The following is a 23,551-nucleotide window of genomic DNA, read 5'->3' as shown; positions in this document are numbered from 1 at the left end:
ACGGGCCTCGGGGCCACCATCCCCAACTTTTCGCTTTGCCGGTGCGCGGCAGCGACTAAGGCAGGGCCGGAACGTGGATTCAGGGGACTACCAGCCGATGGATTTGCCTGACGTCATGACGGTGATCGAGGTGCGCACGCCCGGCGGACCGGAGGCCCTCGTCGCGGGGGTCCGCCCGGTGCCGGAGCCGGGTCCGGGCGAACTGCTCGTCCGGGTCGCCGCCGCCGGCGTCAATCGTCCCGACGTCCTCCAGCGCCGCGGCTTCTATCCGCCGCCACCGGGCGCATCGGACATTCCCGGCCTCGAGATCGCGGGCGAAGTCGTCGCGGCCGGGCAGGGGGCGACCCACCTCATCGGCACCAATGTCTGCGCGCTGGTCGCGGGCGGTGGCTATGCCGAATATGCGATCGCGCCTTCCGGCACCGCGCTCCCCGTGCCCGAGGGGCTGCCCTTGGCCGAGGCCGCGGCGCTGCCCGAGACGCTCTTCACCGTCTGGATCAACCTGTTCGAGCGCGGCTTCGCGGCCGAGGGCGAGTGGGCTTTGATCCATGGCGGGACCAGCGGGATCGGGACCATGGCGATCGCGCTCTGCTCCCTCTTCGGGGTCAAGGCCGTGGTCACCTGCGGCAGCGACGACAAATGCGCCGCGGCGCTGAAGCTCGGCGCGGCGGCGGCGATCAACTACAAGAGCCAGGACTTCGTCGCCGAGGTGAAGCGGCTGACCGGCGGGGCCGGGGTCAATGTCGTGCTCGACATGGTCGGCGGCGACTATGTCCCGCGCAACCTCGCCGCGCTGGCCGAGGACGGGCGCCACGTCTCGATCGCCACCCAGCGCGGGGTCTCGGCCGAGGTGAGCTTCCTCGACATCATGCGGCGGCGGCTGACGCTCACGGGCTCGACCCTGCGGCCGCGCAGCCTCGCCTTCAAGACGCTCGTCGCCGAGGAACTGCGGCGGACGGTCTGGCCGTTCGTCGAGAGCGGGCAGCTGCGCCCGGTGATGGACCGGACCTTCAAGCTTGCCGACGCCAGCGCCGCCCATGCCCGGATGGAAGCGGGCGATCATGTCGGCAAGATCGTGCTGACCACACAAGCCTTGCCCTGACGCGCGCCGCGCTGTAATCGCAAATCCATGCTCGGCCGCTCCTCACGGGGCGGCCCTTTTTGTGTCCGGAGACCAAGGATCATGGCCCAAGCCCCGCAGGCAACCCCGCTCATGCCGCACGCGACCGCCGCCTGGCTGGTCGACAATAGCGCGCTGACCTTCGAGCAGATCGCCGATTTCTGCGGTCTTCACATCCTCGAGGTGCAGGCGATCGCCGACGACACCGCGGCGACCAAGCTGACCGGGCGCGACCCGCTCCGGTCGGGCGAACTGACCCACGAAGAGATCGAGAAGGGCCAGGCCGACCCCGACTATCGCCTGCAGATGCACAAGGCGCCCGAGGCCGTCACCCGCACCAAGGGTCCGCGCTACACGCCGGTCTCGAAGCGCCAGGACAAGCCTGACGGAATCGCCTGGATCATCAAGAACCATCCGGAAGTGACGGACGGCGCGATCGGCAAGCTGATCGGCACCACCCGCACGACCATCGCCGCGATCCGCGACCGCAGCCACTGGAACATCGCCAACATCCAGCCCAAGGATCCGGTGACGCTCGGCCTCACCAGCCAGCGCGAGCTCGATGCCGCGGTGGCCAAGGCACAGAAGGCCGCCGGTATCGAGCAGGTCGACGACGGCCGCCTCGACACCGATCGCGCGAGCCTGATCGAGCAGCTCCGCGCCGAGCGCGAGCAGCATGCCCGTGACGCCGAGGCCGCGGCGCTCGACGCCCAGCGCGACGAGCGTGGCCTTGCCCCGGGCGAGATCGTGCCCGGCATCGCCGACCCGTTCCGCAAGATCTCGGAGTAAGGCGCTCCCACCCCTCGTCACCCCGGGCTCGACCCGGGGTCCCGCTTCCTGGCCGTGAAAGGAAAGAAGCGGGATGCCGGATCAAGCCCGGCATGACGGCTTTGGGGTGTTGCCAAACGACGTCCGCCAGCTAATCCCTAGCCATGGCCTCTGCCCCCGAACACATGACCTTCGAAGCCGCGCTTCAGCGGCTCGAGGAAATCGTCCGCCTGCTGGAACGTGGCGAAGCGCCGCTCGACCAGTCGATCGACCTCTATCAGGAGGGTGACCGGCTGAAGCGCCTGTGCGAGGAGCGGCTGAAGTCGGCCCAGGCCCGGATCGACGCGATCGCGCTCGGCCCTGACGGCAAGCCGGCCGGGACGCGCCCGTTCGAGGCGCAATGATGGCCAGCGTGGCCGAAGCCACCGACCTTCTCGGCGAAGCCAAACGCATCGCCGCCGGGGTCGACCGCCTGTTCGAGGATGCGCTTGCCGATCGCTGCGACGGGCGCGACCGGCTGTGCGCCGCGATGCGCCACGCCGGGATCGGCGGGGGCAAGCGCCTGCGGCCGCTGATCACCGTCGCCGCCGCGCGCCTGTTCGGGATCGACGAGGACCGCGCGCTCCGCGCCGGGGCGGCCATCGAGGCAATCCACGTCTACAGCCTGATCCACGACGATCTTCCTTGCATGGACGACGACGACCTTCGCCGGGGCAAGCCGACCGTCCACAAGGCGTTTGACGAGGCGACCGCGGTGCTCGCGGGCGACTGCTATCACGCGCTGGCCTTCGAACTGCTCGCCGACGAGGCGACCCACGAGGATCCGTTCGTCCGCTCCGAGCTCGTGCTCGAGCTGGCCAAGGCGAGCGGGATCGACGGCATGGGCGGGGGGCAGGCAATGGACCTCGCGGCGGAGGGCGAGACGCTCGACCTCAACGCCATCACCCGGCTCCAGCAGCTCAAGACCGGCGCGCTGATCGAATATGCGGTCGAGGCGGCGGTGATCATGGGCCGCGTCGCCCCCGAGGGCCGCGCCCGCTATCGCGGTTATGCCCGCAACGTCGGGCTCGCCTTCCAGATCGCCGACGACCTCCTCGATACGCAGGGCGACGAGGAAGCCGCCGGCAAGAAGCTGCGCAAGGATGAGGAGGCCGGCAAGGCGACCTTCGTCTCGCTGCTCGGTGCCGACCGCGCGCGCCAGCAGGCGAGCATGCTGGTCGAGCAGGCGATCGAGCATCTCCACGGCCATGGCGAGGAAGCCGATCTCCTTCGCGCCATCGCCCGCTACGCCGTCGAGCGGGACCGCTGACGATGGAGCGCACCGGAGTCTATCCCGGGACCTTCGATCCCATCACGCTCGGGCATCTCGACATCATCCGGCGCGGCAGCCGGCTGGTTGACCGGCTGGTGATCGGGGTCACGACCAATCCTTCCAAGCAGCCGATGTTCACCACCGAGGAGCGGATGGCGATGGTCGAGCGGGAGACCGCCGACCTCGCCAATGTCAGCGTCGTCGCCTTCGACAGCCTGCTGATGGACTTTGCCGAAAGCCAGAGCGCGGCGATGATCCTGCGCGGGCTGCGCGCCGTTGCCGATTTCGAATACGAATATCAGATGGCCGGCATGAACCAGCAACTGAACGACCGGATCGAGACGGTCTTCCTGATGGCCGACGTCTGCCTCCAGCCGATCGCGTCAAGGCTGGTGAAAGAAATCGCCCGCTACGGGGGCGCCATCGACAAATTCGTCACGCCCGCGGTGGCCGCGGACGTCGCTGCCCGGATCGGGCAAGAGGGGAAGAAATGAAGCTGAAGTTCGCGTTGCCGCTCCTGGCGCTGGTCGCCGCTCCGGCCCTTGCCGCCAAGACGCAGCCCGTGGCCGCTCCGGCGGTGCTCCCGATCAATGCCCCGGCCGAGGTCGCGGCCGACCTGTCCAACCGCTGGACGCTCGAGCTGTCGACCGGCGGAAGCGTGGTCATCCAGCTCCGCCCCGACGCCGCGCCGCTGGCGGTCGAGCGGATCAAGACGCTGACCCGGCAGGGCTTCTACAACGGGCTGACCTTCCACCGGGTGATTCCCGGCTTCATGGCGCAGGGCGGCGATCCCAAGGGCGACGGCACGGGCGGTTCGCCGCTCCCCGACGTCAAAGCCGAGTTCAACACGCTTCCGCATCTTCGCGGCACCGTCGCCGCAGCCCGCTCGAGCGAGCCCGACAGCGCCAACAGCCAGTTCTACATCATGTTCGTCCCGCGCGTGTCGCTTGACGGCAAATATACCGTTTTCGGGCGCGTGATCAGCGGCATGGACAATGTCGACAAGATCACCCCGGGCGAGCCGCCGGCGGAGCCCGCCAAGATCGTCCGCGCGACGCTGGGCGGCTGATCCAGTCCCCCGTCGTCCGGGGGGAGCGCCGTATCTGTTCCTCCCCCAGGCCCTTGGGGGAGGTGGCCCGGAGGGCCGGAGGGGGCTAAGCGCGCCTCCCATGAAAGTAGACCTCTTCGACTTCGACCTCCCCGAAGCGAATATCGCGCTGCGTCCCGCGCGGCCGCGGGATTCGGCGCGGCTGCTGCTGGTCGAGGGCGAGGCCATGTCCGACCGGACGGTCCTCGACCTTCCCGACCTGCTCCAGCCCGGCGACGTCCTCGTCTTCAACGACACGCGCGTCATCCCGGCCCAGCTCGAAGGGCGGCGGGGCGAGGCCAAGATCGGCGCGACCCTTCACAAGCGCCATGACCTGCGGCGCTGGTGGGCCTTCGTGCGCAACGCAAAGAGGGTACGGATCGGCGACACGGTCACCTTCGGCGGCGGGGTCGAGGCGATCGCCGAGGATAAGGGCGAGGATGGCGCGCTGCTGCTCCATTTCACCGGGGAGGAGCCGGTCGAGCTACTGCTTCACCGCGCCGGGACCATGCCGCTGCCGCCCTATATCGCGTCCAAGCGCGCCATCGACGAGGCCGACGCGGCCGATTACCAGACCATGTTCGCGGCGCGCGACGGGGCGGTCGCCGCGCCGACCGCCTCGCTCCATTTCACCGAGCGACTGATCGCGGCGATCGAGGCGCGGGGCATCGCCCGCGAGACGCTGACGCTCCACGTCGGGGCGGGGACCTTCCTCCCGGTCAAGGCCGACGATACCGCCGACCACCGGATGCATGCCGAATGGGGCCGGATCGACGTGGCCACCGCCGAGCGCCTGAACGCGGCGCGGGATGCGGGCGGGCGGATCATCGCGGTCGGGACGACGGTGCTTCGGCTGCTCGAAAGCGCGGCCGACGACGACGGGCGCATCCAGCCCTTCGAGGGCGATACGGCGATCTTCATCACGCCGGGCACGAAGGTGAAGGCGGTCGACGGGCTGATGACCAACTTCCACCTGCCGCGCTCGACCTTGTTCATGCTGGTTTCGGCGCTGATGGGGCTCGACGTGATGAAGGCGGCCTACGCCCACGCCATCGCCAATGGCTATCGCTTCTACAGCTACGGCGACTCGAGTCTGTTGCTGCCGGCTCGCTAGCCCGCGGCGCGGCGGTCGGCTTCCGCTCGGCTGAGGATCTGCTTGACATAATCGGCAGCGCGCGGCGTGCCGCCGGCGTTCGTCAGCGCCTTTCCGACCGCCGCGCACCGCTCGTGCATCGCCGTATCGGCGAGGACCCGGCGGATCTGCGCCGCCATCCGCGCCGGGCGATGCAGGCTTTCGAGCTTCTCCCCAAGGCGGTGATGACGGATCCGGGCGAGGTTGCCCGGCTGGTCGAAGCCGACCGGGCGGACCAGTAGCGGCGTACCCGCCGCCAGCGCATCGAGGACGGTGTTGCTCCCGCCATGGGTGATGACGAGGTCCGCCACGGCCATCGTCTCGGCATAGGGCAGGAAGGACGCGACATGGTGCGCGTGGAGCGACGCCGCCTCGGCGTCACCCAGCTTTCCGCCATGCGCGACGACGAGCGCGGCGCCGGCTTCGCGGCAGGCCCGGGCGATCACGCGCCAGAGTTTCAGGTTGCCGCCGAGCAGCGTCCCCATGGTCGCGAAGACGAGCGGCCGGTCCGTCGGCGGCGCGAAGGGCAAGGAACGCGGTTCGCCCGCCGCCCGGATCGGGCCGACGGCAAGGAAGGGCGCGGGCCCGGGCCGGGGAAAGTCGAACGCCGGGACCATCTGCGCGACCTGGTGCGCCCCGAGGCAGTCGGCGAGGCGGCGGCGCGGCGCGATCCCGAACCGCTTGCTCCAGCGTGCGAGCGTTTCGTTCTGCTTGCGGCTGAGGAGATCGCCGATGGCGGCGGTGCGGCGGAGCTTGGCCTCGGCCTGCGGCTGGTAGGGCCAGTCGAGGAAGGGCAAGGGCACGCCCGGCGCGGGATCGATCGGCACCGCGCAGGCGACCCCGAGGAAGGGCAGGCCGAGCGCCTCGGCAAGGAGGAAGGCGGCGGGCTCCATCTGGTCGCCGATAATCATTTCGGCGCCCTGCTCGCGAAGCCGGGCCGGGCCGCCGTCGCACAATTGGTCGGTCAGCGCCGCGCTGTCGGCGATGGTCTGGAAGATGGCTCCGATCCCGCCGGGCTGCTCGGCCCGGTCGAGCACGTCGGCGATGTCGGGATCGCCCGGCCGCTCCGCGACTTGGTGGGCGGGGAAGCGCCGGGTCGGCACGCCGGCGCCGGCATTGAGGAGGAAGAAAGGCTGGTGGCCGCGGGCGAGGAGTTCCCGGCCGAGCGCCTCGAAGCAGGCGAGGTGCGCCGCGAACGGCGGGCAGATGAGCGCGATCCGGGCCATGCGCTCAGGCGGAGAGCGCCAGCTCGCGGCGCGCGCGGGGAAGCGCCCACCAGGGCGTGCCGGGGCTCAGGTGATGCTCGCGGTGATAGCCGAAGTGGAAGCAGGTCAGGAGCGACAGCCAGGCCGGATAGTCGTTGCTGCGTGCATTATGCTCGTCGGCGAAGGCGACTTCCTCGTGGCGGTGCGGCAGATAGGTGCCGAAATAGAAGAGCTGGAGCGAGGAGAGGATCGCCGGCAGCGCCCAGAAGAGGAGGAGGTTGGGCAGCGGCGCCTTCAGCACCAGCACATAGGTCCAGACGAGGACGCTGAGGATCAGGAATTCGCGAAGCCCGAAATAGCGCTTCATGAAGCCCAGATACCAGGGCCAAAAGCGGGTCGGATGGTCGGCCGAGAAATCGGGATCTTGCGCGGTCCCGACATGGCGGTGATGGTCGAAATGCTTGGGCCGAAGGCGGTCCATCCAGAAGCCCGCATAGAGGAGCAGGGTCAGCCGCCCCCAGAAGAGGTTGGTGCCCGGCCGGCCGGGAGCGAGGCTGCCGTGCATCGCGTCATGGGCGATGATGAACAGCCCGACGCTAAGCCAGGTCAGCGCCGCGACCAGCACCGGCGCCATGAGGAGGACCGGCGCGCTCAGCGGCAGGACGAAGACCGACAGGATGTGGAGCGAAAGAAAGGCGGCAATGATCAGCCCGGCAAGGCCGAGCCCGATCATCGTCTGTCGCCGGTCCTGCGCCTCGGTTCGCATAGAGGCCATATAGGCGCGTTGCCTGTCCGCCGCCATGCTGGACCTTGGACGAAAGCCGCGCCAGACTGGTGGGCCACGACAGGGGAGGATCACAGAGGATGCTGAGCGATTTCCGCGCCTTCATCAGCAAGGGCAATGTCCTTGGCCTTGCGGTCGGCGTCATCATCGGCGCTGCCTTCGGAACCATCGTCACCAGCCTGACCGACGACATCCTGATGCCGATCATCGGGGCGGTCACCGGCGGGATCGACTTTTCGAGCCATTTCGTCCGGCTGGGCGAGATCCCGGCAAGCTACACCGGTTCGCCGACCGACTATGCGGCGCTCAAGAAGGCGGGCGTGCCGCTGATCGGCTGGGGCCAGTTTCTGACCACGGTGGTCAGCTTCGTGATCCTCGCCTTCATCGTCTTCCTCATCGTCCGCGCCGCGGCGAAGGTCATGCGCGAGGAGGAAGCCGCCGCGCCGGCCGAGGACGTCCTGCTGCTGCGCGAAATCCGGGACTCGCTCCGCGCGCGTCCCTGATCGCCTAGAGCGTCGCCGGGTCCCACAGGGTCGATAGCGCGAGGCTCCCCGCGAACACCGCCTCGCGGTGGCCGCCCGCCGGAGGCGCGTGGACGATCTTGGTGTTTCCGTTGAGGTCGATCGCGCCGACCGCCCGGCCCTTGTCCTCGAAGCGATAGCCGAGCGGGGTCGAGGTCGGCAGCCCGCCGCCTGCCATCCGCTGGATCGAGCGGATCTCGAGCCGCACCCCGTTGAGGGTCAGGAAGCCGGTCCGTTCGTCACGGAAGGCGGCGCCGCCGTCGCGGATCACCAGCTCGCCCGCATCGACCCCGCCGCGGCCAAGGCGGCAGCGATAGGCGAAGGGACGGGTGGTGGCGGTCGCGACGCCGAGGTCCACCGCATCCTCCGCATAGGCACAGGTGCCGCTGAGGTCGGGCGAGCCGGCCGCCGCGATATACTGGAAGCGCGCGCCGCCCTGGCTGCGCTGGATGGCTCCGACCGACCAGCGATCGGCGCCGCGGGTGAAGTCGCCGTGCCCGCCGGCGAACTGGAAACTGCCCGAGCGGCCATAGCCCAGGCCGCGCAGCTCGAAGATCTCGGTCCCGGGCGCGAGGTCGGCCGGAGTCGCGATCCGCGCCGCTTCGCAGCCGGAGAGCATCAGCGCGAGCAGCGCAAAGCCGCCGCTCCTCATCAAGGTCGTCATGGTCTTTCCCCACTCGTTCGTGTCGCGAAACGAGCGTTAGGAATGGCTTCATGCCCTTTGCCTGAACGCAATGTTGTGCGCCGTTCAGCTTGGCTCAGGCGAACCAGCCCCAGAGGAGGCGGGCGGTGAGACCGAGGCTCGCGACCACCAGGAGGGGGCGGATCAGCCGCGCACCGAAGCGCATCGCGGTATGGCTTCCGAGCCAGCCGCCGAGCATTGCGCCGGCGGCCATGCTGAAGCCGAGCAGCCAGATGATCTTGCCGCCCAGCGCGAACAGCAGCACCGAGGCGATATTGCTCGTCCAGTTGAGGAATTTGGTGAGCGCGGTGGCCCTGGTCAGGCCATAGCCGCGCAGGGCGACGAGGCTCGAGGTGAAGAAGCTGCCGGTGCCTGGACCGAAGAAACCGTCGTAGAAGCCGATCGCCCCGCCGACCGGGGCATAGCCGCGGCTGCTGATGCGCTGGTGGGCATCATCGTCGGTCATCCGCGGCGAGAGGAGGACATAGGCCGCATTGCCGAGGAGGAGCAGCGGGATGACGAGGGCCAGCACCGAGGGGTCGATCCGCTGGACGAGGAGCGCGCCCGCGACCGCGCCGGCGAAGACCGCAACAGCGGTCGGGAGGTTCGGCCGCCACTCGATCAGCCCCTTGCGGCCGTAATTGCCCATCGCGACCAAGGTCCCGAACATCGACTGCAGCTTGTTGGTGCCGAGCGCGAAGAGGGGCGGGATGCCGCTGACCAGCAGCGCCGGCATCATGATCAGCCCGCCACCGCCCGCGATTGCGTCGATGAAGCCGGTCAGCACCGCGACGCCGGTAAGGACGGGATAGAGCCAGGGGTCGATCATGTCGCATCACCCGTAGCCGTTCGGTTCGAGCCAAGTCGAGGACCGCCCCTCGACTTGGCTCGGGGCTAGCGGATAGGGAGCGCGGCACATGACCGATCCCCGCTTCTCCTTCACCATTCACGCCACCGACGGCCGCGCCCGCCTCGGGACCATCGCCATGCGCCGGGGCGAGATCCGCACGCCCGCCTTCATGCCGGTCGGTACCGCCGCCACCGTCAAGGCGGTGAAGCCCGAGGGCGTGCGGGCTGCGGGCGCCGACATCATCCTCGGCAACACCTATCATTTGATGCTCCGTCCCGGCGCCGAGCGGGTCGCGCGGCTGGGCGGGCTGCACAAGTTCATGAACTGGGACCGGCCGATCCTCACCGACAGCGGGGGCTACCAGGTGATGAGCCTTTCGGACCTCAACAAGGTCACCGAGGAAGGGGTCACCTTCAAGAGCCACCTCGACGGCTCACGTCACCTCCTCAGCCCCGAGCGATCGATCGAGGTTCAGCGGCTGCTGGGCTCCTCGATCGTGATGCAGTTCGACGAGCTCGTCCGTCCCGACGTCAAGCCGGCCAAGCAGCGCGAGGCGATGGATCGCTCGATCCGCTGGGCCCGCCGCAGCCGCGAGGAATTCGACCGCGGCGAAGCCCATGCCGAGGCGAATGCCATCTTCGGCATCCAGCAGGGCGTGCTCGACGAGAAGCTCCGCAAGGAAAGCGCCGACGCGCTGATCGACATCGGGTTCGACGGCTATGCCGTCGGCGGGCTGGCGGTGGGCGAGGGGCAGGAAGCGATGCTCGGCTGCCTCGACTTCGCGCCCGGCCAATTGCCCCAGGACAAGCCGCGCTACCTGATGGGCGTCGGCAAGCCCGACGACATCGTCGAGGCGGTGGTGCGCGGCATCGACATGTTCGACTGCGTGCTGCCCACCCGCTCGGGCCGCACCGGGCAAGCCTTCACCGCCGACGGGCCGCTCAACATCCGCAACGCCCGCCACGCCGAGGACCAGGAGCCGCTCGAGGCCGGATGCCCGTGCCCGGCCTGTTCGAACTACAGCCGCGCCTATCTCCACCACCTCGTCCGCTCGGGCGAGATCCTCGGCGCGATGCTGATGACCGAGCATAATCTGTGGTTCTACCAGAGAATGATGGCGGGCCTTCGCGACGCCATCGGCGAAGGGCGTCTCGCGGAGCATGCGCGCCGCTTCCTCGACCGCTATCGTGCGGGCACGAGGCGCGGCTGAATAAAGCCGTTGTCCGTGCGGCAATGCGCAATAGGGTTGGGGGAACCGGGGGGAGCCGACAGGATGACTGACGAAGTGCCGACGCTGCAGCATGCGCCGCAGCCGATTGTCGAGGGCACGGGCCGCGCGACGGGGCTGCGCGAGCCGGCGCTCGCCTACGACTATTTCAAGAGCATGGCCTCGGTCAGCATCGCGACGCTCGGCGGCGTGCTGACGCTCGGCGAGACGGTGTTCGGGACGCGGATCGCGCCGTGGCAGATGGGCATTGCCGCCGCGCTGGTGGCGCTGTCGGGCGTGCTCGCGCTCCAGGCCAAGACCGACGTCATGCAGATGTGCCAGGGCATCAAGCCGCCAATGGACAGCTCGCGCGCGGCGATCCGTCTGGTGCCCGGGCTCTACGGCATGGGCCTCGGCATCTTTCTCGCCTTCCTCGCCTTGTCCTACCTCGCGCCGGAGCTCTCGAAGGAGCTTCGCTGAGGCGGCTCAGCTCGCCGCGGCAAGCTCGTCGGCGGTGTCGAGGATGTCGAGTTCGCGCAGCAGATGGTCGACGCTCCGGGTCATCTCCGGGAGGAAGGTGATCTGGTGCCGGGCGCCGCGATAGGCCTCGACCATCAGGATCGCGTCGAGCAGCACCCGGACGACGTCGCTTTCGGCGTCGTCGAGTTCCGCCAGGCGGCGCAGTTTCGCCAGCACCTTCAGGCGCGCGGCATTGGGATCGGCCAGTGCCTCCGACCGGGCGATCTTCCAGACCATCTCGTTTCTCCTCTTGGGGCGGGAGGATAGACGAATGGGCGACTGCGGGAAGCTCGACCCGGCGCGGCAGGGAGTCGGACCGGCGTTGGCCGCTTGTTAATGCTTAAAGAAGGTCAAGCACGCGTTCCTTGGGCCGGCACAAAGCGACGCCCTTGTCGGTCACCACGATCGGCCGGTTGAGGAGGATCGGATGCTGCTCGATCGCGTCGAGGAGCTGGTCGTCGCTGAGCGAAGGATCGCCGAGGCCGAGTTCCTCATAGGGCGTGCCGCGTTCGCGCAGGAAGTCGCGCAGGGGCACGCCGGCCCGGCTGGCAAGATCGCGAATCTCGTCGCGGCTGGGCGGCGTCTTCAGATATTCGACGACCTGCGGCTCGATCCCGCGCTCGCGCAGGATGGCGAGCGTGTTGCGCGACGTGCCGCAGGCCGGATTGTGATAGATGGTGACCCCGGCCATCGGCCCCGCCCCTTATTGCGGCGCGGTCGGCGTGGTCGCGCCGTTCGGGCGGTCGACGTCGAGCTGGCGTCCGGCGACGAAATCCTCGGCCTGCTGGCGATCGCGGGCCCAGTCCTCGGCGGTCTTGCAGACCCGGTTGCGGCTCATCCGCGTGCCCGTATCCTCGACCGTGCGGCAGATCTTCTTGGGCTTGGTCACCACCACCGTCGGCGGTGTGGCCGGCGCGGCCTGAAGGCTCAGCAAGAGCGTCGCGGCGAAGATCATACGCTTGTACCCCCGGATGAAGAGGGCCGAGCCTAGTCAGCCGGACGGGCGCCGTAAAGCGCCCGCCGGACGCCTAGCCGAGCGAGACCGAGAGGAAGCTCGGCAGCGGCCCGTTCCAGCCATCCTCGTCCGCCGTGACCGGCTCGGGCGCGCGGCGCTGCGGCGCCGGTTCGGCGCGCGGTGCGCGGGCAGGGGCGGGAGCCTCGGTCCTGGGCGCCTTCGGCTCGGCGCGCTCGCGCGGCTCGGCCTTGGCCCGCGGTTCGGCCTTGTCGCGCGAAGCGCCACGGCCGCGGCGCTCGGCCTTGGGCTTCTCGGTCGGGACCACATCGTCCTCGGACGCGACGGCCTTGCCGCCGTCGATGCGCGGGATCTTGGTGCCGGTCAGCTTCTCGATGTTGGCGACCGCCTCGCCATCCTCGCGGGTGATGAGGCTGAAGGCCTTGCCCTTGGCGCCGGCACGGCCGGTGCGGCCGACCCGGTGGACATAGTCATCGGGCTGCCAGGGAATGTCGAAGTTGAAGACGTGGCTGACGCCCTTGATGTCGAGCCCGCGGGCGGCGACGTCGGAGGCGACCAGGATGTTGATCTCGCCACCCTTGAAACGGTCGAGTTCGGCGATGCGCGCCGCCTGCTCCATGTCGCCATGGATCTGGCCGACCGCGAAGCCCGAGCGCTTGAGGCTGGTCGCAAGCTCGCGGACCGTGGTCTTGCGATTGCAGAAGATGATCGCGGTGGCGACGTCCTCGGCGCGGAGGAGGTCGCGAAGGACCTCGCGCTTCTTGTCCGAGCGCGTCTCGACCAGCTTGGCGTCGATATTGAGGTTGGCCGACGCCGGCCGGGCGACCTCGACCTTGCGCGGATCGGTCAGGAACTTGGAGGCGAGCTTCTGGATCGGCGGCGGCATGGTCGCCGAGAAGAGCAACGTCTGCCGGTTCTTCGGCAGCTTGGAGCAGATTTCCTCGATGTCGGGGATGAAGCCCATGTCGAGCATGCGGTCGGCCTCGTCGATGACGAGGAGGTCGCAGCCGGTCAGCAGGATCTTGCCGCGTCTGAACAGGTCCATCAGGCGGCCCGGAGTCGCGATCAGCACGTCGACGCCCTTTTCGAGCGCCTTGATCTGGTCGCCCATCTGAACGCCGCCGATCAGCAGGGCCATCGAGAGCTTGTGGTTCTTGCCGTATTTCTCGAAATTCTCGGCGACCTGGGCAGCGAGCTCGCGGGTCGGTTCGAGGATCAGCGAGCGCGGCATCCGGGCGCGGCTGCGGCCCTCGCCGAGGATGTCGATCATCGGCAGGACGAAGGCGGCGGTCTTGCCCGTGCCCGTCTGGGCGATGCCGATCAGGTCCTTGCCCATGAGCACGGGCGGGATCGCGCCGGCCTGGATCGGGGTCGGCTCGGTGTAGCCGCTATCGCCAATGGCGCGCAGCAGGTCGTCGGAAAGGCCGAGATCGGCAAAAGGCATCAAGTCATCCGGATAAGAGAAAAGGCCGGCCCTGCCATGAGGCATGCCAGGCGCTTCGCGCCGTGCGCCAGGAGGGCGCTCAAGTCAAGGAAAGCTCAGTTTCGGGCGAGCTTGGGGACCATCCGCTTGAACTTCTCGATCCGGCACGAGCCGCCGATCCGGCTGCGGATTTCCTCGCGCTTGGCGCAGATGCGCTCGTCGCGCGGGGTCACGTAGAAATTGCCGTAGAAGTCGAGCGTCGGGCAGTCGTCGTCCATCTTGGCGCGGATCCGGGTGCGGTCGCGAAGGAGGAAGTCGACCGACCGTTCGTCGGCCAGCGCCGCCCCGATGATGTCGTCGGCGCCGATGCATTTGGGTCCCTTCTTCTCCTCCCAGCGCAGCACCCGCACCGGGCGCGGGCGGAGCACGGGGACGCGCAGGATCACTTCTTCCCGGACGACCATCCGGCTGACGGTGGCGGGTCCGATGCCCTGAATCCCGATGATGGCGGCAAGCCAGGTCAGGAGGGGCAATGCGCTCAGCATGACGGGAGGGAGGACCTTCGCGGAGGAGAGAAACGACGGGAAGCCGGTAAGTGGGGGCCGGGGCTTGAACTCTAGCTGAACTCCTGATGCGTTTGTGCAACGCCCGGTGCCACACTTGCAAGCGGTCCAAAGCCCGCATAGAGGCGCGGCGCACAAGCGTTTTCTTGGCCGGCCGGCGGGCCGCCATCATCCATCAGGAGAGAGTTTCCCATGGCTTCCGCGGCGCCGAACAACGGCCTTCCGATGCTCTACAACCAGCTCGAACCGATCAGCAGCCAGCAGCATGGCGCGCTCAAGGTTCGCGGGATCGGGACGCTGCCGGCGCTGGCCCAGCTGCACGCCATTCCGGTGACCGTCGACGAGTTCGCGCTCGCGCAGCGCCACTATCCGATCATCTTCTCGGTCGGCGACGAGCCGGTGCCGCTGGCGCTGATGGGCCTCAACGAGGGCGTCAACACCTTCGTCGACAGCGAGGGCAAGCCGCTCGAGGGCGACGTCTACATGCCGGCCTACCTGCGCCGCTATCCGTTCCTCCTCGCCCGCCTCAACGAGGGCAGCGACGAATTGTCGCTGTGCGTCGACCCGACCGCCAACGCGATCGGCGAGTTCGAGGACGGCCAGCCCTTGTTCGAGAACGACCAGCCGAGCGAAGCGACCAAGGCGATCCTCCAGTTCTGCGAGCAGTTCGAGGAAGCCGGCCAGCGCACCGGCATGTTCATGGCGGAGCTGAAGAAGCTCGGCCTGCTGATGGACGGTGAAGTCGCGATCCAGCCCGAAGGCGCCCAGCAGCCCTTCATCTACCGCGGCTTCATGATGGTCGACGAGGAGAAGCTGCGCGAGCTTCGCGGCGACGAACTGCGCAAGATGAACCAGAACGGCCTGCTGCCGCTGATCTATGCCCACCTCTTCAGCCTGGGTCAGGCGCGCGACATCTTCGCCCGCCAGGTCCAGCAGGGCAAGGGTCCGCTTCCGGCCCCGCAGGCAGTCGAGGCGTGAGGCTCCTGCGACGGGCCGAGGGAAACCGAGGCTTGTCGCGATTAACCGGCCTGCCCACTTAAAGGGGGCATTGCCGCGGTTGTTTCGCGGTTCATGCGTTCCCCTAGACTAACGCCCCTGGCTGTCCGGCCGGGGGCGTTTTTTTATTCCGCCGCCAGCGGCAGCGGTGCCCGCCCGAGCAGATGCTCGCCGAGCGTCCGCGCCAGTTCCTCGAAGAGATGCGAGGCCCGGTCGAAGCCGGGGCCGGGAGCGCGGCCGGCGCCGTCGAGATAGGCGCGTCGATCGATCTCGATCTGGAGCGCGTGGCGGCCCCGGTGCGGCGCGCCGTGGGCGGCGACGATGTGGCCGCCGGCATAGGGATGGTTGGCCGCGCCGCGATAGCCTTGCGCCCCGGCGACATCGAGGGCGAGGGCGGCCAGCGCGCTGTCGGCGGTGGCGCCATGGCGGTCGCCGACCGCGACCTCGGGCTGGCCCGCCCGCCACGGCATCGAATGACAGTCGAGCAGCAGCACCTCGGGGTGGCGCTGCTGGAGCAGGTCGAGCTGCGTGCCGATCAGGCGGTGGTAAGGCCGCCAGGCGGAAGCGAGGCGCTGCTCGAGCTCGGTCGGGCCGATGCGGCGGCGCCAGATCTCGCCGGCGCCCGACAGGCGGGCCGGGACGAGGCCGAGGCCGGCGCGGACCCGCCAGCCGTTATGGCCCGCGCCCGGCGGCAAGTGGATGGCGGCAGGGTCGAGCTCGTCCTCGGCGCGGTTGCAGTCGATCGCGGCGCGGGGGGCGTCGGCGACCACGCAGGCGATGCCGAGCGCCTGGGCACGCCAGACGAGACGATCGACGAGCGGATCCTCGAGCGGTGCCAGGCTGTCGCGGCCGCGGCGGCTCAGCCGGACCAGCCAGTCGGGATAGAGCCGCCCCGAATGCGGCACCGACAGGAGGACCGGAAGCCGGCCGCTGCCGGGGATCAGCCGGGGCGGGGCGAGCAGTCCAAGCGGGGTCGGGGCCGGTGGCAAGGAGCGGTGATCCGGGCGCTATCGGGGAGAAACTTGCTCAACGTGGAGCAGAGAAACCGCGTTCCGCCTAGAAAATGTTAAAGCTTGCGCGCATAAGAGAAGACCCGATGATCAAGATCCTCCTTGCCGAAGACGATGCTTCGATGCGCGAATATCTCGCGCGTGCGCTCGAGCGCGTGGGCTATTCGGTCAAGGCGGTGGGCTGCGGCACCGAGGCCATGCCGCTGCTCGAGGCCGAGTCGTTCGACCTCCTCCTGACCGACATCGTCATGCCCGAGATGGACGGGATCGAACTCGCCCAGAAGGCCGGCGTGCTCGATCCGTCGATCCGGGTGATGTTCATCACCGGCTTCGCTGCCGTCGCGCTGCAGAGCGGCCGGACGGCGCCGGAAGCGAAGATGCTGAGCAAGCCCTTCCACCTCAAGGACCTGGTCGCCGAAGTCGACCGGATGTTCCAGACTGAGGACCAGCACGGCCGGCTCTGACCGGACCGCAAGCACTTACGACCGCCCGGAACCCTTTCCGGCTCCGTTCCGTTCATCGGCGCGATAAGCAGCCAGATTTACGGACGGATTCATGCGCAAGACCCTTTTCCTCGTCGGTGCCGCCGCGGTCGTCGCGACCCCGGTCGCGCTCTCGGCCCAGACGGCCTACCGCAACCTCAACCCCCGCTACGTGCAGGAAGCCCAGCAGCAGAATGCGGCGGTGGTGCAGGAGTTCGGCGGCGCCGAGACCGGCGCGCGCGGCGCCTATGTCGAATCGATCGGCCGCCGCGTCGCGGCCTATTCGGGCGTCAATCCGGGCGCCTTCCGCTACACCACGCTCAACAGCGCGGTCGAGAATGCCTTCGCGGTTCCGGGCGGCTACATCTACATCACCCGCCAGCTGATGGGGCTGATGAACGACGAGGCCGAGCTTGCCTTCGTCCTTGGCCACGAGACCGGCCACGTCGCCGCCAACCACGCCCAGGCGCGCCAGACGGCGAGCCAGCGCAACGCGATCGGCGGCATCCTCGGGACCATTCTCGGCTCGATCGTCGGCGGCGGGATCGGCAACGTCATCGGTCAGCTCGCGCAGACCGGCTCGCAGCTCAACACGCTGCAGTTCAGCCGCGCCCAGGAATATGACGCCGATCGCCTCGGCATCAGCTACATCAGCCGTGCCGGCTACGACCCGGCCGCCTCGTCGAGCATGCTCGCCGCGCTGAGCCGCGCGACCGCGCTCGAGGCCCGGGTCCAGGGCCGTGACAGCCGCTCGACCCCGGAATGGGCGAGCACCCACCCGCTGTCGGAAAATCGCGTGGTCCAGGCCGCGCAGCTCGCGCGCCAGACCGGCCGCGCCGGCACCGGGCTTCGCAACCGCGACGCCTTCCTCAACCAGCTCGACGGCGTGTTCGTCGACGATGATCCCGCGCAGGGCGTGATCGAGGGCCGCACCTTCGTTCATCCTGACCTGCGCCTCGCCTTCACCGTGCCGACCGGCTACCTGATGCAGAACAGCACCGACGCGGTCAGCATCCAGGGTTCGGCCGGCCAGGCGCAGTTCAAGGGCGGGCGCTATTCGGGGTCGCTCCAGACCTATATTGCCCAGCGCCTCCAGGAGCTGACCGGCGGTCGCACCCAGATCCAGATCGTCGAGCGCAACCGCACGCAGGTGAACGGCATCCCGGTCGAATATGTGATCGGCCGCGCGCAGACCTCGAGCGGGGTCGTCGACGTCAGCGTCTTCGCCTACGCCTTCGACCAGAACAGCGCTTATGATTTCACCATGCTGACGCGGGGCGGGCAGGGCGTCGGGCCCTTCTCGTCGATGGTCAACAGCCTGCGCCGGATCGGCGCGCAGGAAGCCGCCGCGATCCGCCCGCGCGTGATCGACATCTATACGGTGCGTGCCGGGGATACGGTCCAGTCGCTGAGCAGCCGCATGGCCTATCCCAGCTTCCAGACCGAGCGGTTCCTCTCGCTGAACGGGCTCGCCGCCAATGCGCGGCTGGTCTCGGGTCAGCGGGTCAAGCTGGTCGTCCTGGGTCAGCGTCGCTAGCCGGGGTCCACTCCGGCAGGGTCGGCAATGAGAGTGAGGGTCGGTCTGGTACCGGCCCTTACTTGTTCATCGCGTCTTCGACCTTGATCCCGATCTTGCCCCACATGCCGTTGCTGCCGCCACCGAGCGCACTCATGCCGCTGATGCAGGCAACCGCGATAAGAGCGGCAATCAATCCATATTCGATCGCCGTTGCTCCGTCGTCATGACGGCGCAACCTGCGCAACATCGTTCGGATAGCGTCCAAGCCACCCTCCTCTGGTCCACGTCCACACTCCGGAGCCTAATTACGCAGGGTTAACGCTTCCTACCGGTCACATCGTTGCGAAGCCGTTAAGAACGAATATCCCGGTCAGGGGCCCAGGCGGTGAAGTGGACGAGCTCGATAAGCTCATCGGTCGCCCCGTCGCGGGCGGCGTCGGCGAAGGCCGCCTGCGCCCGCGTCCAGCGCTGCCGGCCGAACGACGCGCGGGCGCGGGCACGAAGGACATTGGTCGCGCCATGGTCGCGAAGGTCGCCGACAAGGCGGGTGAGGGCGCGGTAGCGCAGCCGCACGCGGTCGATGTCGACCACCGGCTCGACCAGCCCCGCCTCGGACAGGAGGTGAGCAAAGGCGCCCGGTTCGATCCGCGGGTGGGTCCGGGCGGTGAAGGCGCCGGCTTCCTGGTCGGCGGCGTGGAGCGCGGCGCGCAGGGCGGGCAGGCTCTGGCCGCCGGGGAAGGCGCCGACCAGCAGCCCGCGTGGTGCGAGCCTGGAGCGGGCGACGGCGAGCAGGGTCGGAAGCGCGTCGCGGCCGTCGAGCTCGCCCATGATCATGATGAGGTCGAGGCTTTCGGGGGCTTCCTCCGCGAGGGCGTCGAGCGAATCGGCGAAGCGCAGGCTCCCAGCGATCCCTTCGAGATCGGCGGCGAGCGCCGGGGGGCAGCCGGTGACGAGGCCGCGCTCGAAGCTCCGTGCGATCGGGATCAGCCGCTCGCGCCATTCCTCGACGATCCGCTCGGCAAGGAAGGGGCGGTCGGTGCGCGACAAAGCGCGGCGCCGGCGCAGGATGCGCGCCGGATCGTCGAACAGGGGATCGGCCATGCCCCTCTTGTGGGAGCGCGCCGATGAGCGGACAAGGGGGCATGGGTGCGGCAGCAGCCTTGGTTATGGTGCGGGCGGCGGGGGCCGGGACGGGCCGCTGGCTGCTCGACTTCGCGCTTCCTCCGCGCTGCCCCGGCTGCGGCGAGATCGGCACCGCGGTCGACCTCTTCTGTACCAATTGCTGGAGCGCGCTCGAATTCCTCTCGGGCGGCTGCGCCGCATGCGGCCTTGCGCTCGCGCCGGGCGAGGAGGGGAAGTGCACGGCCTGTACCGCAAGTCCGGGGCCGCTCCACAAGATCCGGGCCGCGCTTGCCTATGGTGACATCCCCCGAGGCATTGCGATGCGGCTCAAATATGGGCGCAAGATCGCGCTCGCCCGGACCATGGCCGGGTTGATGCGCCGTCCGCTTGGCGATCTTTCGCAAGACGCCCTGCTGGTCCCGGTGCCACTCCACCGCTGGCGGCTGTGGAGCCGGGGCTTCAACCAGTCGCTGCTGATCGCCCGCGCGCTCGGCCGGCCGGTCGCGCCCGACCTCCTTCGCCGGATCCGGGCGACTCCGCGGCTCAAGGGGCTGAACCCGGCCGAGCGGCGGCGAACGGTCAAGAACGCCTTCGCCGTCCGCAATCCCGCCGCGGTCAAGGGCCGCGACATCATCCTCGTCGACGACGTCCTCACCACCGGCGCCACCGCCGAGGCCTGCGCCCGGGCTTTGAAACAGGCTGGCGCGCGCCGGGTGGAATTGATCGCCTTCGCCCGCGTGCTGCGGTGAGCGGACGGCTGGCGAAAGCCGCCTCATCGCCTATCTAGGGACAAAGCAAAGAGGAGACAGCGCTTCGTGGCCAATGTTGAAATGTACCTCAAGACGACCTGCCCCTACTGCATCCGCGCCGGCGAACTGCTGCGCGCCAAGGGGATCGAGCCGGTCACCTACAATCTCGATTCGGGCGGTCCCAAGCGCGAGGAGATGATCCAGCGCTCTGGCCGGATGACGGTGCCGCAGATCTTCATCGACGGTCGCCACATCGGCGGCTGCGACGACCTCTTCGCGCTCGAGCGCGACGGGCGGCTGGACCCGATGCTCGCCGCCGCATGAGCCGGATTGCGCTCTTTCAGGCGCAGACCGGGATCGACCCCGCCGCCAATGCCGCCGCGCTGATCGAGGCGATTCGCGCGGCCCGGGCCGGCGGGGCTGCCATGCTCTTCACGCCCGAGATGAGCGGCCTCCTCGACCGGGACCGCGAACGCGCGGCGGCGCACTACCGGTCGCAGGACGAGGATCGCGTGCTCGCCGCGGTGCGCGAGGAAGCGGCGAGGGCGGGGCTCTGGGTCCACCTCGGCAGCCTTGCGGTCCGCCGGCCCGACGGGCGCCTCGCCAATCGCGCCTTCGTGATCGACCCCGTGGGGGCGATCCGCGGGACTTACGACAAGATCCACCTGTTCGACGTCGACCTTCCGACCGGCGAAAGCTGGCGCGAATCCGCCAGCTATGCGCCGGGCGAGCAGACCCTCGTGGTAAGCGGGACCCCGGTCGGGAAGCTCGGCCTCGCCATCTGCTACGACATCCGCTTTCCGGCGCTGTTCGCCGCGCTTGCCGAAGCCGGGGCGGAGACGATCGCGGTCCCCGCCGCCTTCACCGTTCCGACCGGCCAGGCGCACTGGCAGGTGCTGCTTCGCGCCCGGGCGATCGAGGCCGGGCTGTTCGTCGTCGCCGCGGCGCAGGCCGGCAGACACGAGGACGGCCGCGAGACCTATGGCCACAGCATGGTCGTCGGTCCGTGGGGCGAGCCCCTGCTCGAGATGGACGGCGCGCCGGGTCTCGGCTTCGCCGAGCTCGACCTCGGCCGGATCGCCGAGGTCCGCGGCCGCGTTCCGGCGCTCGACCACCGTCGTCCGATCCCCCGTCCGACCCTCGTCGATTGATTTGCCCCGCCGCCCTCGGGTAGGGCGTCCCCCAAGGCCCCGTAGCTCAGCAGGATAGAGCGCCAGATTCCTAATCTGTAGGCCACTGGTTCGAATCCAGTCGGGGTCACCAGTTTGTGTCACGGGCCGAGGGAGGGCTGCGACGATATGAAACGGCTGTTCCTCGATCACCCGCGCTCGCTCGGCATGAGCTGGGCGGGGCATGGCATCGGCGCGGTCAAGATCGGCGTGCGGATGATCGGCGCGGGCACCGCCTGCCTCGTCCATGCCCTGGTCCCTTCGCTCTTCACCGAGACCGCCGGACGGACCGTGACCGACCTTCACGCCTACATGCACAAAAGGCGCGCCGGCGCGCCCGACCCCCAGGCCTGGCCCGATTATGAGATCTGACGCCGCCATCCCGGTGGCGGTCGTCGGCGGGGGGTTTTCGGGAGTGATGACGGCGGTGCAGCTTGCCCGCCGCGGGGTGCCGTCGACCATCTTCGACGGCGGCGCCATCCCCGGCCGCGGGGTCGCCTACAGCACCCGCGATCCCAATCACCTGCTGAACGTGCCGGCGGCCAAGATGAGCGCCTTTCCGGCCGATCCCGACGACTTCCAGCGCTGGAGCGGCGAGACGGCGGGCACCTTCGTCCCGCGGATGGAGTTCGGGCGTTATCTCGACGACATCCGCGCCGCCCATGGCGACGTGACGCTCGATCCGGTCGCGGTGACCCGCATCGACCGCGACGGCGATGCCTGGCGGCTGGCGCTCGGCGACGGGCGTCAGGTCACGGCCGGTGCCGTCGTGCTTGCGCTTGGCAACGAGGCGCCGGCGCTTCCCCGCGGCTGGGAAGGCGTGCCGATCCTCGCCAATCCGTGGAGCCCCGAAGCCCCCGAACTCCTCGCCAAGGTCGTGGAAGAGAATGGCGAGCTTCTCTTCATCGGGACCGGCCTCACCATGGTCGATCTCATCCTGACGATGGACGGCCTTGGCTATGAGGGCCGGATCACCGCGGTCAGCCGGCGCGGCCTGATGCCGCGCGCCCATGCGCCGCACGATCCCGCGCCGGTGTCGCTCGACGAGCTGCCGCAGGGCGATCTTGGCGCGCTCTGGTCGTGGCTTCGCCGGCGCAGCGGCGACGTCGGTTTCCGCGCCGCGGTGGATTCGCTCCGGCCGCATACCGGCGCTCTGTGGCAGGCGCTCCCGCTCGAGCAGCGCGAGCGCTTCCTGCGCCATGCCCGCCCGTGGTGGGACGTCCATCGCCACCGGATCGCGCCGCAGGTCGCCGAGCGTCTTCGCGCGCTGATCGGGGAAGGGCGGCTCGAGATCGTCGCCGGTCGCCTCGCCGAGCGGAAGGAGGGCGTCGTCACCATCGCCAGGCGCGGCGGCGGGACCCGCACGGTCCGCCCTTCGCTGGTGGTCAATTGCACCGGCCCGCTCGGCGACGTGCGGGGGAGCCGGAACCCGCTTCTTCGCCAGCTGCTCGAGGACAGGCTGGTCCGCCCGGACCCGCTGAACCTCGGCCTCGCGGGCGATGCGCAGGACCGGGTCGCGCCCGCCATGTGGGCGGCCGGTCCGCTGACCAAAGGCATGTATTGGGAAATGATCGCCGTTCCCGATATCCGCCACCAGGCCGAGCGCGTCGCCTCGGCCATCACGGAGGAACTCGCCACTCATGGCTGACACGCCCGATGACGGCGACCTCGTCGCTCCGTCGCCGAAGATCCCTGTGCCCGACGATGTCGCCGAGGCGGTCCGGACGCTGATCCGCTGGGCCGGCGACGATCCCGAGCGCGAGGGCCTGCTCGACACCCCGCAGCGCGTCGCGCGGGCGTGGAAGGAATATGCCCGCGGCTATGACGAGGATCCTGCCGCGCACCTCTACCGCACCTTCAAGGAAGTGGGCGGCTATGACGAGATCGTGCTGCTGCGCGATATTCCGTTCCAGTCGCATTGCGAGCATCACATGGCACCGATCATCGGCAAGGCGCACATCGCCTATCTGCCGAGCACGCGCGTCGTCGGCATCTCCAAGCTCGCCCGCGTGCTCCACGGCTTCGCCCGCCGGCTCCAGGTCCAGGAGCGCCTCACCGCCGAGGTCGCCGACTGCATCTGGGAGCATCTCCAGCCCAAGGGCGTCGCGGTGGTGGTGGAGGCGACCCACGCCTGCATGACCGCGCGCGGGGTCAACACGCCCGGCGTGCTGATGACCACCAGCCGGATGATGGGCACCTTCCGCGAGGACGAACGCAGCCGCAAGGAAGTCCTCGCGCTGATGGGCAAGGGGTGAGTCCTTTCGCCGCTCCCCTTCAGGGGAGCTGTCAGCGCAGCTGACTGAGGGGTTCTCGCCGCCCGCGCCAACCCATCCGTCAGCCTTCGGCTGCCACCTTCCC

31 protein-coding genes and 1 tRNA gene are annotated in these 23,551 nt (G+C 69.2%); 20 read left to right on the top strand and 12 right to left on the bottom strand.

What is annotated here, in order from left to right; translation table 11 throughout:
* Positions 1-97 precede the first annotated feature (97 nt).
* The 7 genes from AC4GYU_RS11330 (at position 98) to queA (ending at position 5,401) form a co-directional block, all read left to right on the top strand.
* Positions 98-1,102, top strand: coding sequence for an NAD(P)H-quinone oxidoreductase (locus AC4GYU_RS11330; protein WP_491087356.1), 1,005 nt, complete (start codon positions 98-100; stop codon positions 1,100-1,102).
* A gap of 111 nt (positions 1,103-1,213) precedes the next feature.
* Positions 1,214-1,909 (top strand): cell cycle transcriptional regulator TrcR, encoded by a 696-nt coding sequence (locus tag AC4GYU_RS11325; protein WP_491087355.1) that lies wholly within the window; start codon positions 1,214-1,216, stop codon positions 1,907-1,909.
* Between the two features lie 164 nt (positions 1,910-2,073).
* Positions 2,074-2,292, top strand: coding sequence for an exodeoxyribonuclease VII small subunit (locus AC4GYU_RS11320; RefSeq protein WP_491087056.1), 219 nt, complete (start codon positions 2,074-2,076; stop codon positions 2,290-2,292).
* Positions 2,289-3,197, top strand: a complete 909-nt coding sequence (locus AC4GYU_RS11315) for a polyprenyl synthetase family protein (RefSeq protein WP_491087055.1) — start codon at positions 2,289-2,291, stop codon at positions 3,195-3,197. The genes AC4GYU_RS11320 and AC4GYU_RS11315 overlap by 4 nt, the downstream gene beginning before the upstream one ends.
* A gap of 2 nt (positions 3,198-3,199) precedes the next feature.
* Entirely contained in the window at positions 3,200-3,694 is a 495-nt protein-coding gene (coaD, locus tag AC4GYU_RS11310; RefSeq protein WP_491087054.1) for a pantetheine-phosphate adenylyltransferase, read from the top strand.
* Complete coding sequence (locus AC4GYU_RS11305; RefSeq protein ID WP_491087053.1) at positions 3,691-4,269, top strand: peptidylprolyl isomerase; 579 nt, start codon at positions 3,691-3,693, stop codon at positions 4,267-4,269. Before coaD ends, AC4GYU_RS11305 begins: the two co-directional genes overlap by 4 nt.
* Before the next feature lie 100 nt (positions 4,270-4,369).
* Positions 4,370-5,401 carry a tRNA preQ1(34) S-adenosylmethionine ribosyltransferase-isomerase QueA gene (queA, locus tag AC4GYU_RS11300; protein ID WP_491087052.1) on the top strand — a complete coding sequence of 344 codons (1,032 nt, stop codon included), beginning with the start codon at positions 4,370-4,372 and terminating at the stop codon, positions 5,399-5,401.
* On the opposite strand, the gene AC4GYU_RS11295 is transcribed toward queA, so the two are convergent.
* Both AC4GYU_RS11295 and AC4GYU_RS11290 read right to left on the bottom strand, forming a co-directional pair.
* Positions 5,398-6,645, bottom strand: coding sequence for a glycosyltransferase (locus AC4GYU_RS11295; protein WP_491087051.1), 1,248 nt, complete (start codon positions 6,643-6,645; stop codon positions 5,398-5,400). The genes queA and AC4GYU_RS11295 overlap by 4 nt on opposite strands.
* A 4-nt stretch (positions 6,646-6,649) precedes the next feature.
* A complete protein-coding gene (locus AC4GYU_RS11290; RefSeq protein WP_491087050.1) occupies positions 6,650-7,399 on the bottom strand; it encodes a fatty acid desaturase in 750 nt (249 codons plus the stop codon).
* Positions 7,400-7,488: 89 nt separating this feature from the next.
* Between AC4GYU_RS11290 and mscL the strand changes: the two genes are divergently transcribed.
* Complete coding sequence (gene mscL / locus AC4GYU_RS11285) at positions 7,489-7,911, top strand: large conductance mechanosensitive channel protein MscL (RefSeq protein ID WP_491087049.1); 423 nt, start codon at positions 7,489-7,491, stop codon at positions 7,909-7,911.
* 4 nt (positions 7,912-7,915) lie between these two features.
* Here mscL and AC4GYU_RS11280 read toward each other — a convergent pair whose 3' ends face one another.
* Positions 7,916-8,593 (bottom strand): VV20781 family protein, encoded by a 678-nt coding sequence (locus AC4GYU_RS11280; RefSeq protein ID WP_491087048.1) that lies wholly within the window; start codon positions 8,591-8,593, stop codon positions 7,916-7,918.
* Between the two features lie 94 nt (positions 8,594-8,687).
* Positions 8,688-9,440, bottom strand: coding sequence for a TSUP family transporter (locus AC4GYU_RS11275; protein WP_491087047.1), 753 nt, complete (start codon positions 9,438-9,440; stop codon positions 8,688-8,690).
* 88 nt (positions 9,441-9,528) lie between these two features.
* On the opposite strand from AC4GYU_RS11275, the gene tgt reads away from it, so the two are divergent.
* Both tgt and AC4GYU_RS11265 read left to right on the top strand, forming a co-directional pair.
* On the top strand, positions 9,529-10,671 hold the full coding sequence (gene tgt / locus AC4GYU_RS11270; protein ID WP_491087046.1) for a tRNA guanosine(34) transglycosylase Tgt: 1,143 nt from the start codon (positions 9,529-9,531) through the stop codon (positions 10,669-10,671).
* A gap of 63 nt (positions 10,672-10,734) precedes the next feature.
* Positions 10,735-11,148, top strand: coding sequence for a hypothetical protein (locus AC4GYU_RS11265; RefSeq protein WP_491087045.1), 414 nt, complete (start codon positions 10,735-10,737; stop codon positions 11,146-11,148).
* 6 nt (positions 11,149-11,154) lie between these two features.
* On the opposite strand, the gene AC4GYU_RS11260 is transcribed toward AC4GYU_RS11265, so the two are convergent.
* From AC4GYU_RS11260 to AC4GYU_RS11240, 5 genes are all read right to left on the bottom strand, one after another.
* Positions 11,155-11,424, bottom strand: coding sequence for a hypothetical protein (locus AC4GYU_RS11260; protein WP_491087044.1), 270 nt, complete (start codon positions 11,422-11,424; stop codon positions 11,155-11,157).
* 103 nt (positions 11,425-11,527) lie between these two features.
* Positions 11,528-11,878 carry an arsenate reductase (glutaredoxin) gene (gene arsC, locus AC4GYU_RS11255; protein WP_491087043.1) on the bottom strand — a complete coding sequence of 117 codons (351 nt, stop codon included), beginning with the start codon at positions 11,876-11,878 and terminating at the stop codon, positions 11,528-11,530.
* Between the two features lie 12 nt (positions 11,879-11,890).
* The gene (locus AC4GYU_RS11250; protein ID WP_491087042.1) at positions 11,891-12,142 is read right to left on the bottom strand and encodes a hypothetical protein; all 252 of its coding nucleotides are present in this window, start codon (positions 12,140-12,142) and stop codon (positions 11,891-11,893) included.
* A gap of 73 nt (positions 12,143-12,215) precedes the next feature.
* A complete protein-coding gene (locus tag AC4GYU_RS11245; RefSeq protein WP_491087041.1) occupies positions 12,216-13,604 on the bottom strand; it encodes a DEAD/DEAH box helicase in 1,389 nt (462 codons plus the stop codon).
* Positions 13,605-13,699: 95 nt separating this feature from the next.
* Positions 13,700-14,128, bottom strand: a complete 429-nt coding sequence (locus AC4GYU_RS11240; protein ID WP_491087040.1) for a hypothetical protein — start codon at positions 14,126-14,128, stop codon at positions 13,700-13,702.
* Positions 14,129-14,338: 210 nt separating this feature from the next.
* On the opposite strand from AC4GYU_RS11240, the gene AC4GYU_RS11235 reads away from it, so the two are divergent.
* A complete protein-coding gene (locus AC4GYU_RS11235; protein ID WP_491087039.1) occupies positions 14,339-15,124 on the top strand; it encodes a SapC family protein in 786 nt (261 codons plus the stop codon).
* A 143-nt stretch (positions 15,125-15,267) separates the two neighbouring features.
* Here AC4GYU_RS11235 and AC4GYU_RS11230 read toward each other — a convergent pair whose 3' ends face one another.
* Positions 15,268-16,131 carry an N-formylglutamate amidohydrolase gene (locus AC4GYU_RS11230; RefSeq protein WP_491087038.1) on the bottom strand — a complete coding sequence of 288 codons (864 nt, stop codon included), beginning with the start codon at positions 16,129-16,131 and terminating at the stop codon, positions 15,268-15,270.
* 107 nt (positions 16,132-16,238) lie between these two features.
* Here AC4GYU_RS11230 and cpdR point away from each other — a divergent pair, with 107 nt between their 5' ends.
* Together cpdR and AC4GYU_RS11220 are read left to right on the top strand one after the other, a co-directional pair.
* A complete protein-coding gene (gene cpdR, locus AC4GYU_RS11225; protein ID WP_491087037.1) occupies positions 16,239-16,616 on the top strand; it encodes a cell cycle two-component system response regulator CpdR in 378 nt (125 codons plus the stop codon).
* 91 nt (positions 16,617-16,707) lie between these two features.
* On the top strand, positions 16,708-18,171 hold the full coding sequence (locus tag AC4GYU_RS11220) for a M48 family metalloprotease (protein WP_491087036.1): 1,464 nt from the start codon (positions 16,708-16,710) through the stop codon (positions 18,169-18,171).
* Positions 18,172-18,229: 58 nt separating this feature from the next.
* On the opposite strand, the gene AC4GYU_RS11215 is transcribed toward AC4GYU_RS11220, so the two are convergent.
* Positions 18,230-18,400 carry a Flp family type IVb pilin gene (locus AC4GYU_RS11215; RefSeq protein WP_491087354.1) on the bottom strand — a complete coding sequence of 57 codons (171 nt, stop codon included), beginning with the start codon at positions 18,398-18,400 and terminating at the stop codon, positions 18,230-18,232.
* A gap of 104 nt (positions 18,401-18,504) precedes the next feature.
* A complete protein-coding gene (locus AC4GYU_RS11210) occupies positions 18,505-19,254 on the bottom strand; it encodes an SAM-dependent methyltransferase (RefSeq protein ID WP_491087035.1) in 750 nt (249 codons plus the stop codon).
* Between the two features lie 23 nt (positions 19,255-19,277).
* Here AC4GYU_RS11210 and AC4GYU_RS11205 point away from each other — a divergent pair, with 23 nt between their 5' ends.
* The 7 genes from AC4GYU_RS11205 to folE all read left to right on the top strand — a co-directional run bounded on the left by AC4GYU_RS11205 (position 19,278) and on the right by folE (position 23,448).
* Positions 19,278-20,024 (top strand): ComF family protein, encoded by a 747-nt coding sequence (locus AC4GYU_RS11205; RefSeq protein WP_491087034.1) that lies wholly within the window; start codon positions 19,278-19,280, stop codon positions 20,022-20,024.
* A gap of 66 nt (positions 20,025-20,090) precedes the next feature.
* Positions 20,091-20,348 (top strand): glutaredoxin 3, encoded by a 258-nt coding sequence (gene grxC / locus AC4GYU_RS11200; RefSeq protein ID WP_491087033.1) that lies wholly within the window; start codon positions 20,091-20,093, stop codon positions 20,346-20,348.
* Positions 20,345-21,175, top strand: coding sequence for a carbon-nitrogen hydrolase family protein (locus AC4GYU_RS11195; protein WP_491087032.1), 831 nt, complete (start codon positions 20,345-20,347; stop codon positions 21,173-21,175). The genes grxC and AC4GYU_RS11195 overlap by 4 nt, the downstream gene beginning before the upstream one ends.
* Before the next feature lie 35 nt (positions 21,176-21,210).
* A tRNA-Arg gene (locus AC4GYU_RS11190) sits at positions 21,211-21,287 on the top strand.
* A gap of 35 nt (positions 21,288-21,322) precedes the next feature.
* Complete coding sequence (locus AC4GYU_RS11185) at positions 21,323-21,565, top strand: DUF6356 family protein (protein ID WP_491087031.1); 243 nt, start codon at positions 21,323-21,325, stop codon at positions 21,563-21,565.
* Positions 21,555-22,841 (top strand): FAD/NAD(P)-binding protein, encoded by a 1,287-nt coding sequence (locus AC4GYU_RS11180; RefSeq protein WP_491087030.1) that lies wholly within the window; start codon positions 21,555-21,557, stop codon positions 22,839-22,841. The genes AC4GYU_RS11185 and AC4GYU_RS11180 overlap by 11 nt, the downstream gene beginning before the upstream one ends.
* Positions 22,834-23,448 (top strand): GTP cyclohydrolase I FolE, encoded by a 615-nt coding sequence (folE, locus tag AC4GYU_RS11175; protein ID WP_491087029.1) that lies wholly within the window; start codon positions 22,834-22,836, stop codon positions 23,446-23,448. The genes AC4GYU_RS11180 and folE overlap by 8 nt, the downstream gene beginning before the upstream one ends.
* The last annotated feature ends 103 nt before the right edge of the window (positions 23,449-23,551 follow it).

The organism is Sphingomonas sp. SP2, from assembly GCF_058313385.1.
The sequence above is the reverse complement of the archived record's forward strand: the minus strand, read 5'-3'. Positions and strand labels throughout refer to the sequence as shown.

Bases quoted from the DNA above. Each gene is read 5' to 3' on its own strand.
- AC4GYU_RS11330 (WP_491087356.1), top strand. From the start codon at position 98: ATGGATTTGCCTGACGTCATGACGGTGATCGAGGTGCGCACGCCCGGC.
- AC4GYU_RS11325 (WP_491087355.1), top strand. From the start codon at position 1,214: ATGCCGCACGCGACCGCCGCCTGGCTGGTCGACAATAGCGCGCTGACC.
- AC4GYU_RS11320 (WP_491087056.1), top strand. From the start codon at position 2,074: ATGACCTTCGAAGCCGCGCTTCAGCGGCTCGAGGAAATCGTCCGCCTG.
- AC4GYU_RS11315 (WP_491087055.1), top strand. From the start codon at position 2,289: ATGATGGCCAGCGTGGCCGAAGCCACCGACCTTCTCGGCGAAGCCAAA.
- coaD (WP_491087054.1), top strand. From the start codon at position 3,200: ATGGAGCGCACCGGAGTCTATCCCGGGACCTTCGATCCCATCACGCTC.
- AC4GYU_RS11305 (WP_491087053.1), top strand. From the start codon at position 3,691: ATGAAGCTGAAGTTCGCGTTGCCGCTCCTGGCGCTGGTCGCCGCTCCG.
- queA (WP_491087052.1), top strand. From the start codon at position 4,370: ATGAAAGTAGACCTCTTCGACTTCGACCTCCCCGAAGCGAATATCGCG.
- AC4GYU_RS11295 (WP_491087051.1), bottom strand. From the start codon at position 6,645: ATGGCCCGGATCGCGCTCATCTGCCCGCCGTTCGCGGCGCACCTCGCC.
- AC4GYU_RS11290 (WP_491087050.1), bottom strand. From the start codon at position 7,399: ATGGCCTCTATGCGAACCGAGGCGCAGGACCGGCGACAGACGATGATC.
- mscL (WP_491087049.1), top strand. From the start codon at position 7,489: ATGCTGAGCGATTTCCGCGCCTTCATCAGCAAGGGCAATGTCCTTGGC.
- AC4GYU_RS11280 (WP_491087048.1), bottom strand. From the start codon at position 8,593: ATGACGACCTTGATGAGGAGCGGCGGCTTTGCGCTGCTCGCGCTGATG.
- AC4GYU_RS11275 (WP_491087047.1), bottom strand. From the start codon at position 9,440: ATGATCGACCCCTGGCTCTATCCCGTCCTTACCGGCGTCGCGGTGCTG.
- tgt (WP_491087046.1), top strand. From the start codon at position 9,529: ATGACCGATCCCCGCTTCTCCTTCACCATTCACGCCACCGACGGCCGC.
- AC4GYU_RS11265 (WP_491087045.1), top strand. From the start codon at position 10,735: ATGACTGACGAAGTGCCGACGCTGCAGCATGCGCCGCAGCCGATTGTC.
- AC4GYU_RS11260 (WP_491087044.1), bottom strand. From the start codon at position 11,424: ATGGTCTGGAAGATCGCCCGGTCGGAGGCACTGGCCGATCCCAATGCC.
- arsC (WP_491087043.1), bottom strand. From the start codon at position 11,878: ATGGCCGGGGTCACCATCTATCACAATCCGGCCTGCGGCACGTCGCGC.
- AC4GYU_RS11250 (WP_491087042.1), bottom strand. From the start codon at position 12,142: ATGATCTTCGCCGCGACGCTCTTGCTGAGCCTTCAGGCCGCGCCGGCC.
- AC4GYU_RS11245 (WP_491087041.1), bottom strand. From the start codon at position 13,604: ATGCCTTTTGCCGATCTCGGCCTTTCCGACGACCTGCTGCGCGCCATT.
- AC4GYU_RS11240 (WP_491087040.1), bottom strand. From the start codon at position 14,128: ATGCTGAGCGCATTGCCCCTCCTGACCTGGCTTGCCGCCATCATCGGG.
- AC4GYU_RS11235 (WP_491087039.1), top strand. From the start codon at position 14,339: ATGGCTTCCGCGGCGCCGAACAACGGCCTTCCGATGCTCTACAACCAG.
- cpdR (WP_491087037.1), top strand. From the start codon at position 16,239: ATGATCAAGATCCTCCTTGCCGAAGACGATGCTTCGATGCGCGAATAT.
- AC4GYU_RS11220 (WP_491087036.1), top strand. From the start codon at position 16,708: ATGCGCAAGACCCTTTTCCTCGTCGGTGCCGCCGCGGTCGTCGCGACC.
- AC4GYU_RS11215 (WP_491087354.1), bottom strand. From the start codon at position 18,400: ATGTTGCGCAGGTTGCGCCGTCATGACGACGGAGCAACGGCGATCGAA.
- AC4GYU_RS11210 (WP_491087035.1), bottom strand. From the start codon at position 19,254: ATGGCCGATCCCCTGTTCGACGATCCGGCGCGCATCCTGCGCCGGCGC.
- AC4GYU_RS11205 (WP_491087034.1), top strand. From the start codon at position 19,278: ATGAGCGGACAAGGGGGCATGGGTGCGGCAGCAGCCTTGGTTATGGTG.
- AC4GYU_RS11195 (WP_491087032.1), top strand. From the start codon at position 20,345: ATGAGCCGGATTGCGCTCTTTCAGGCGCAGACCGGGATCGACCCCGCC.
- AC4GYU_RS11185 (WP_491087031.1), top strand. From the start codon at position 21,323: ATGAAACGGCTGTTCCTCGATCACCCGCGCTCGCTCGGCATGAGCTGG.
- AC4GYU_RS11180 (WP_491087030.1), top strand. From the start codon at position 21,555: ATGAGATCTGACGCCGCCATCCCGGTGGCGGTCGTCGGCGGGGGGTTT.
- folE (WP_491087029.1), top strand. From the start codon at position 22,834: ATGGCTGACACGCCCGATGACGGCGACCTCGTCGCTCCGTCGCCGAAG.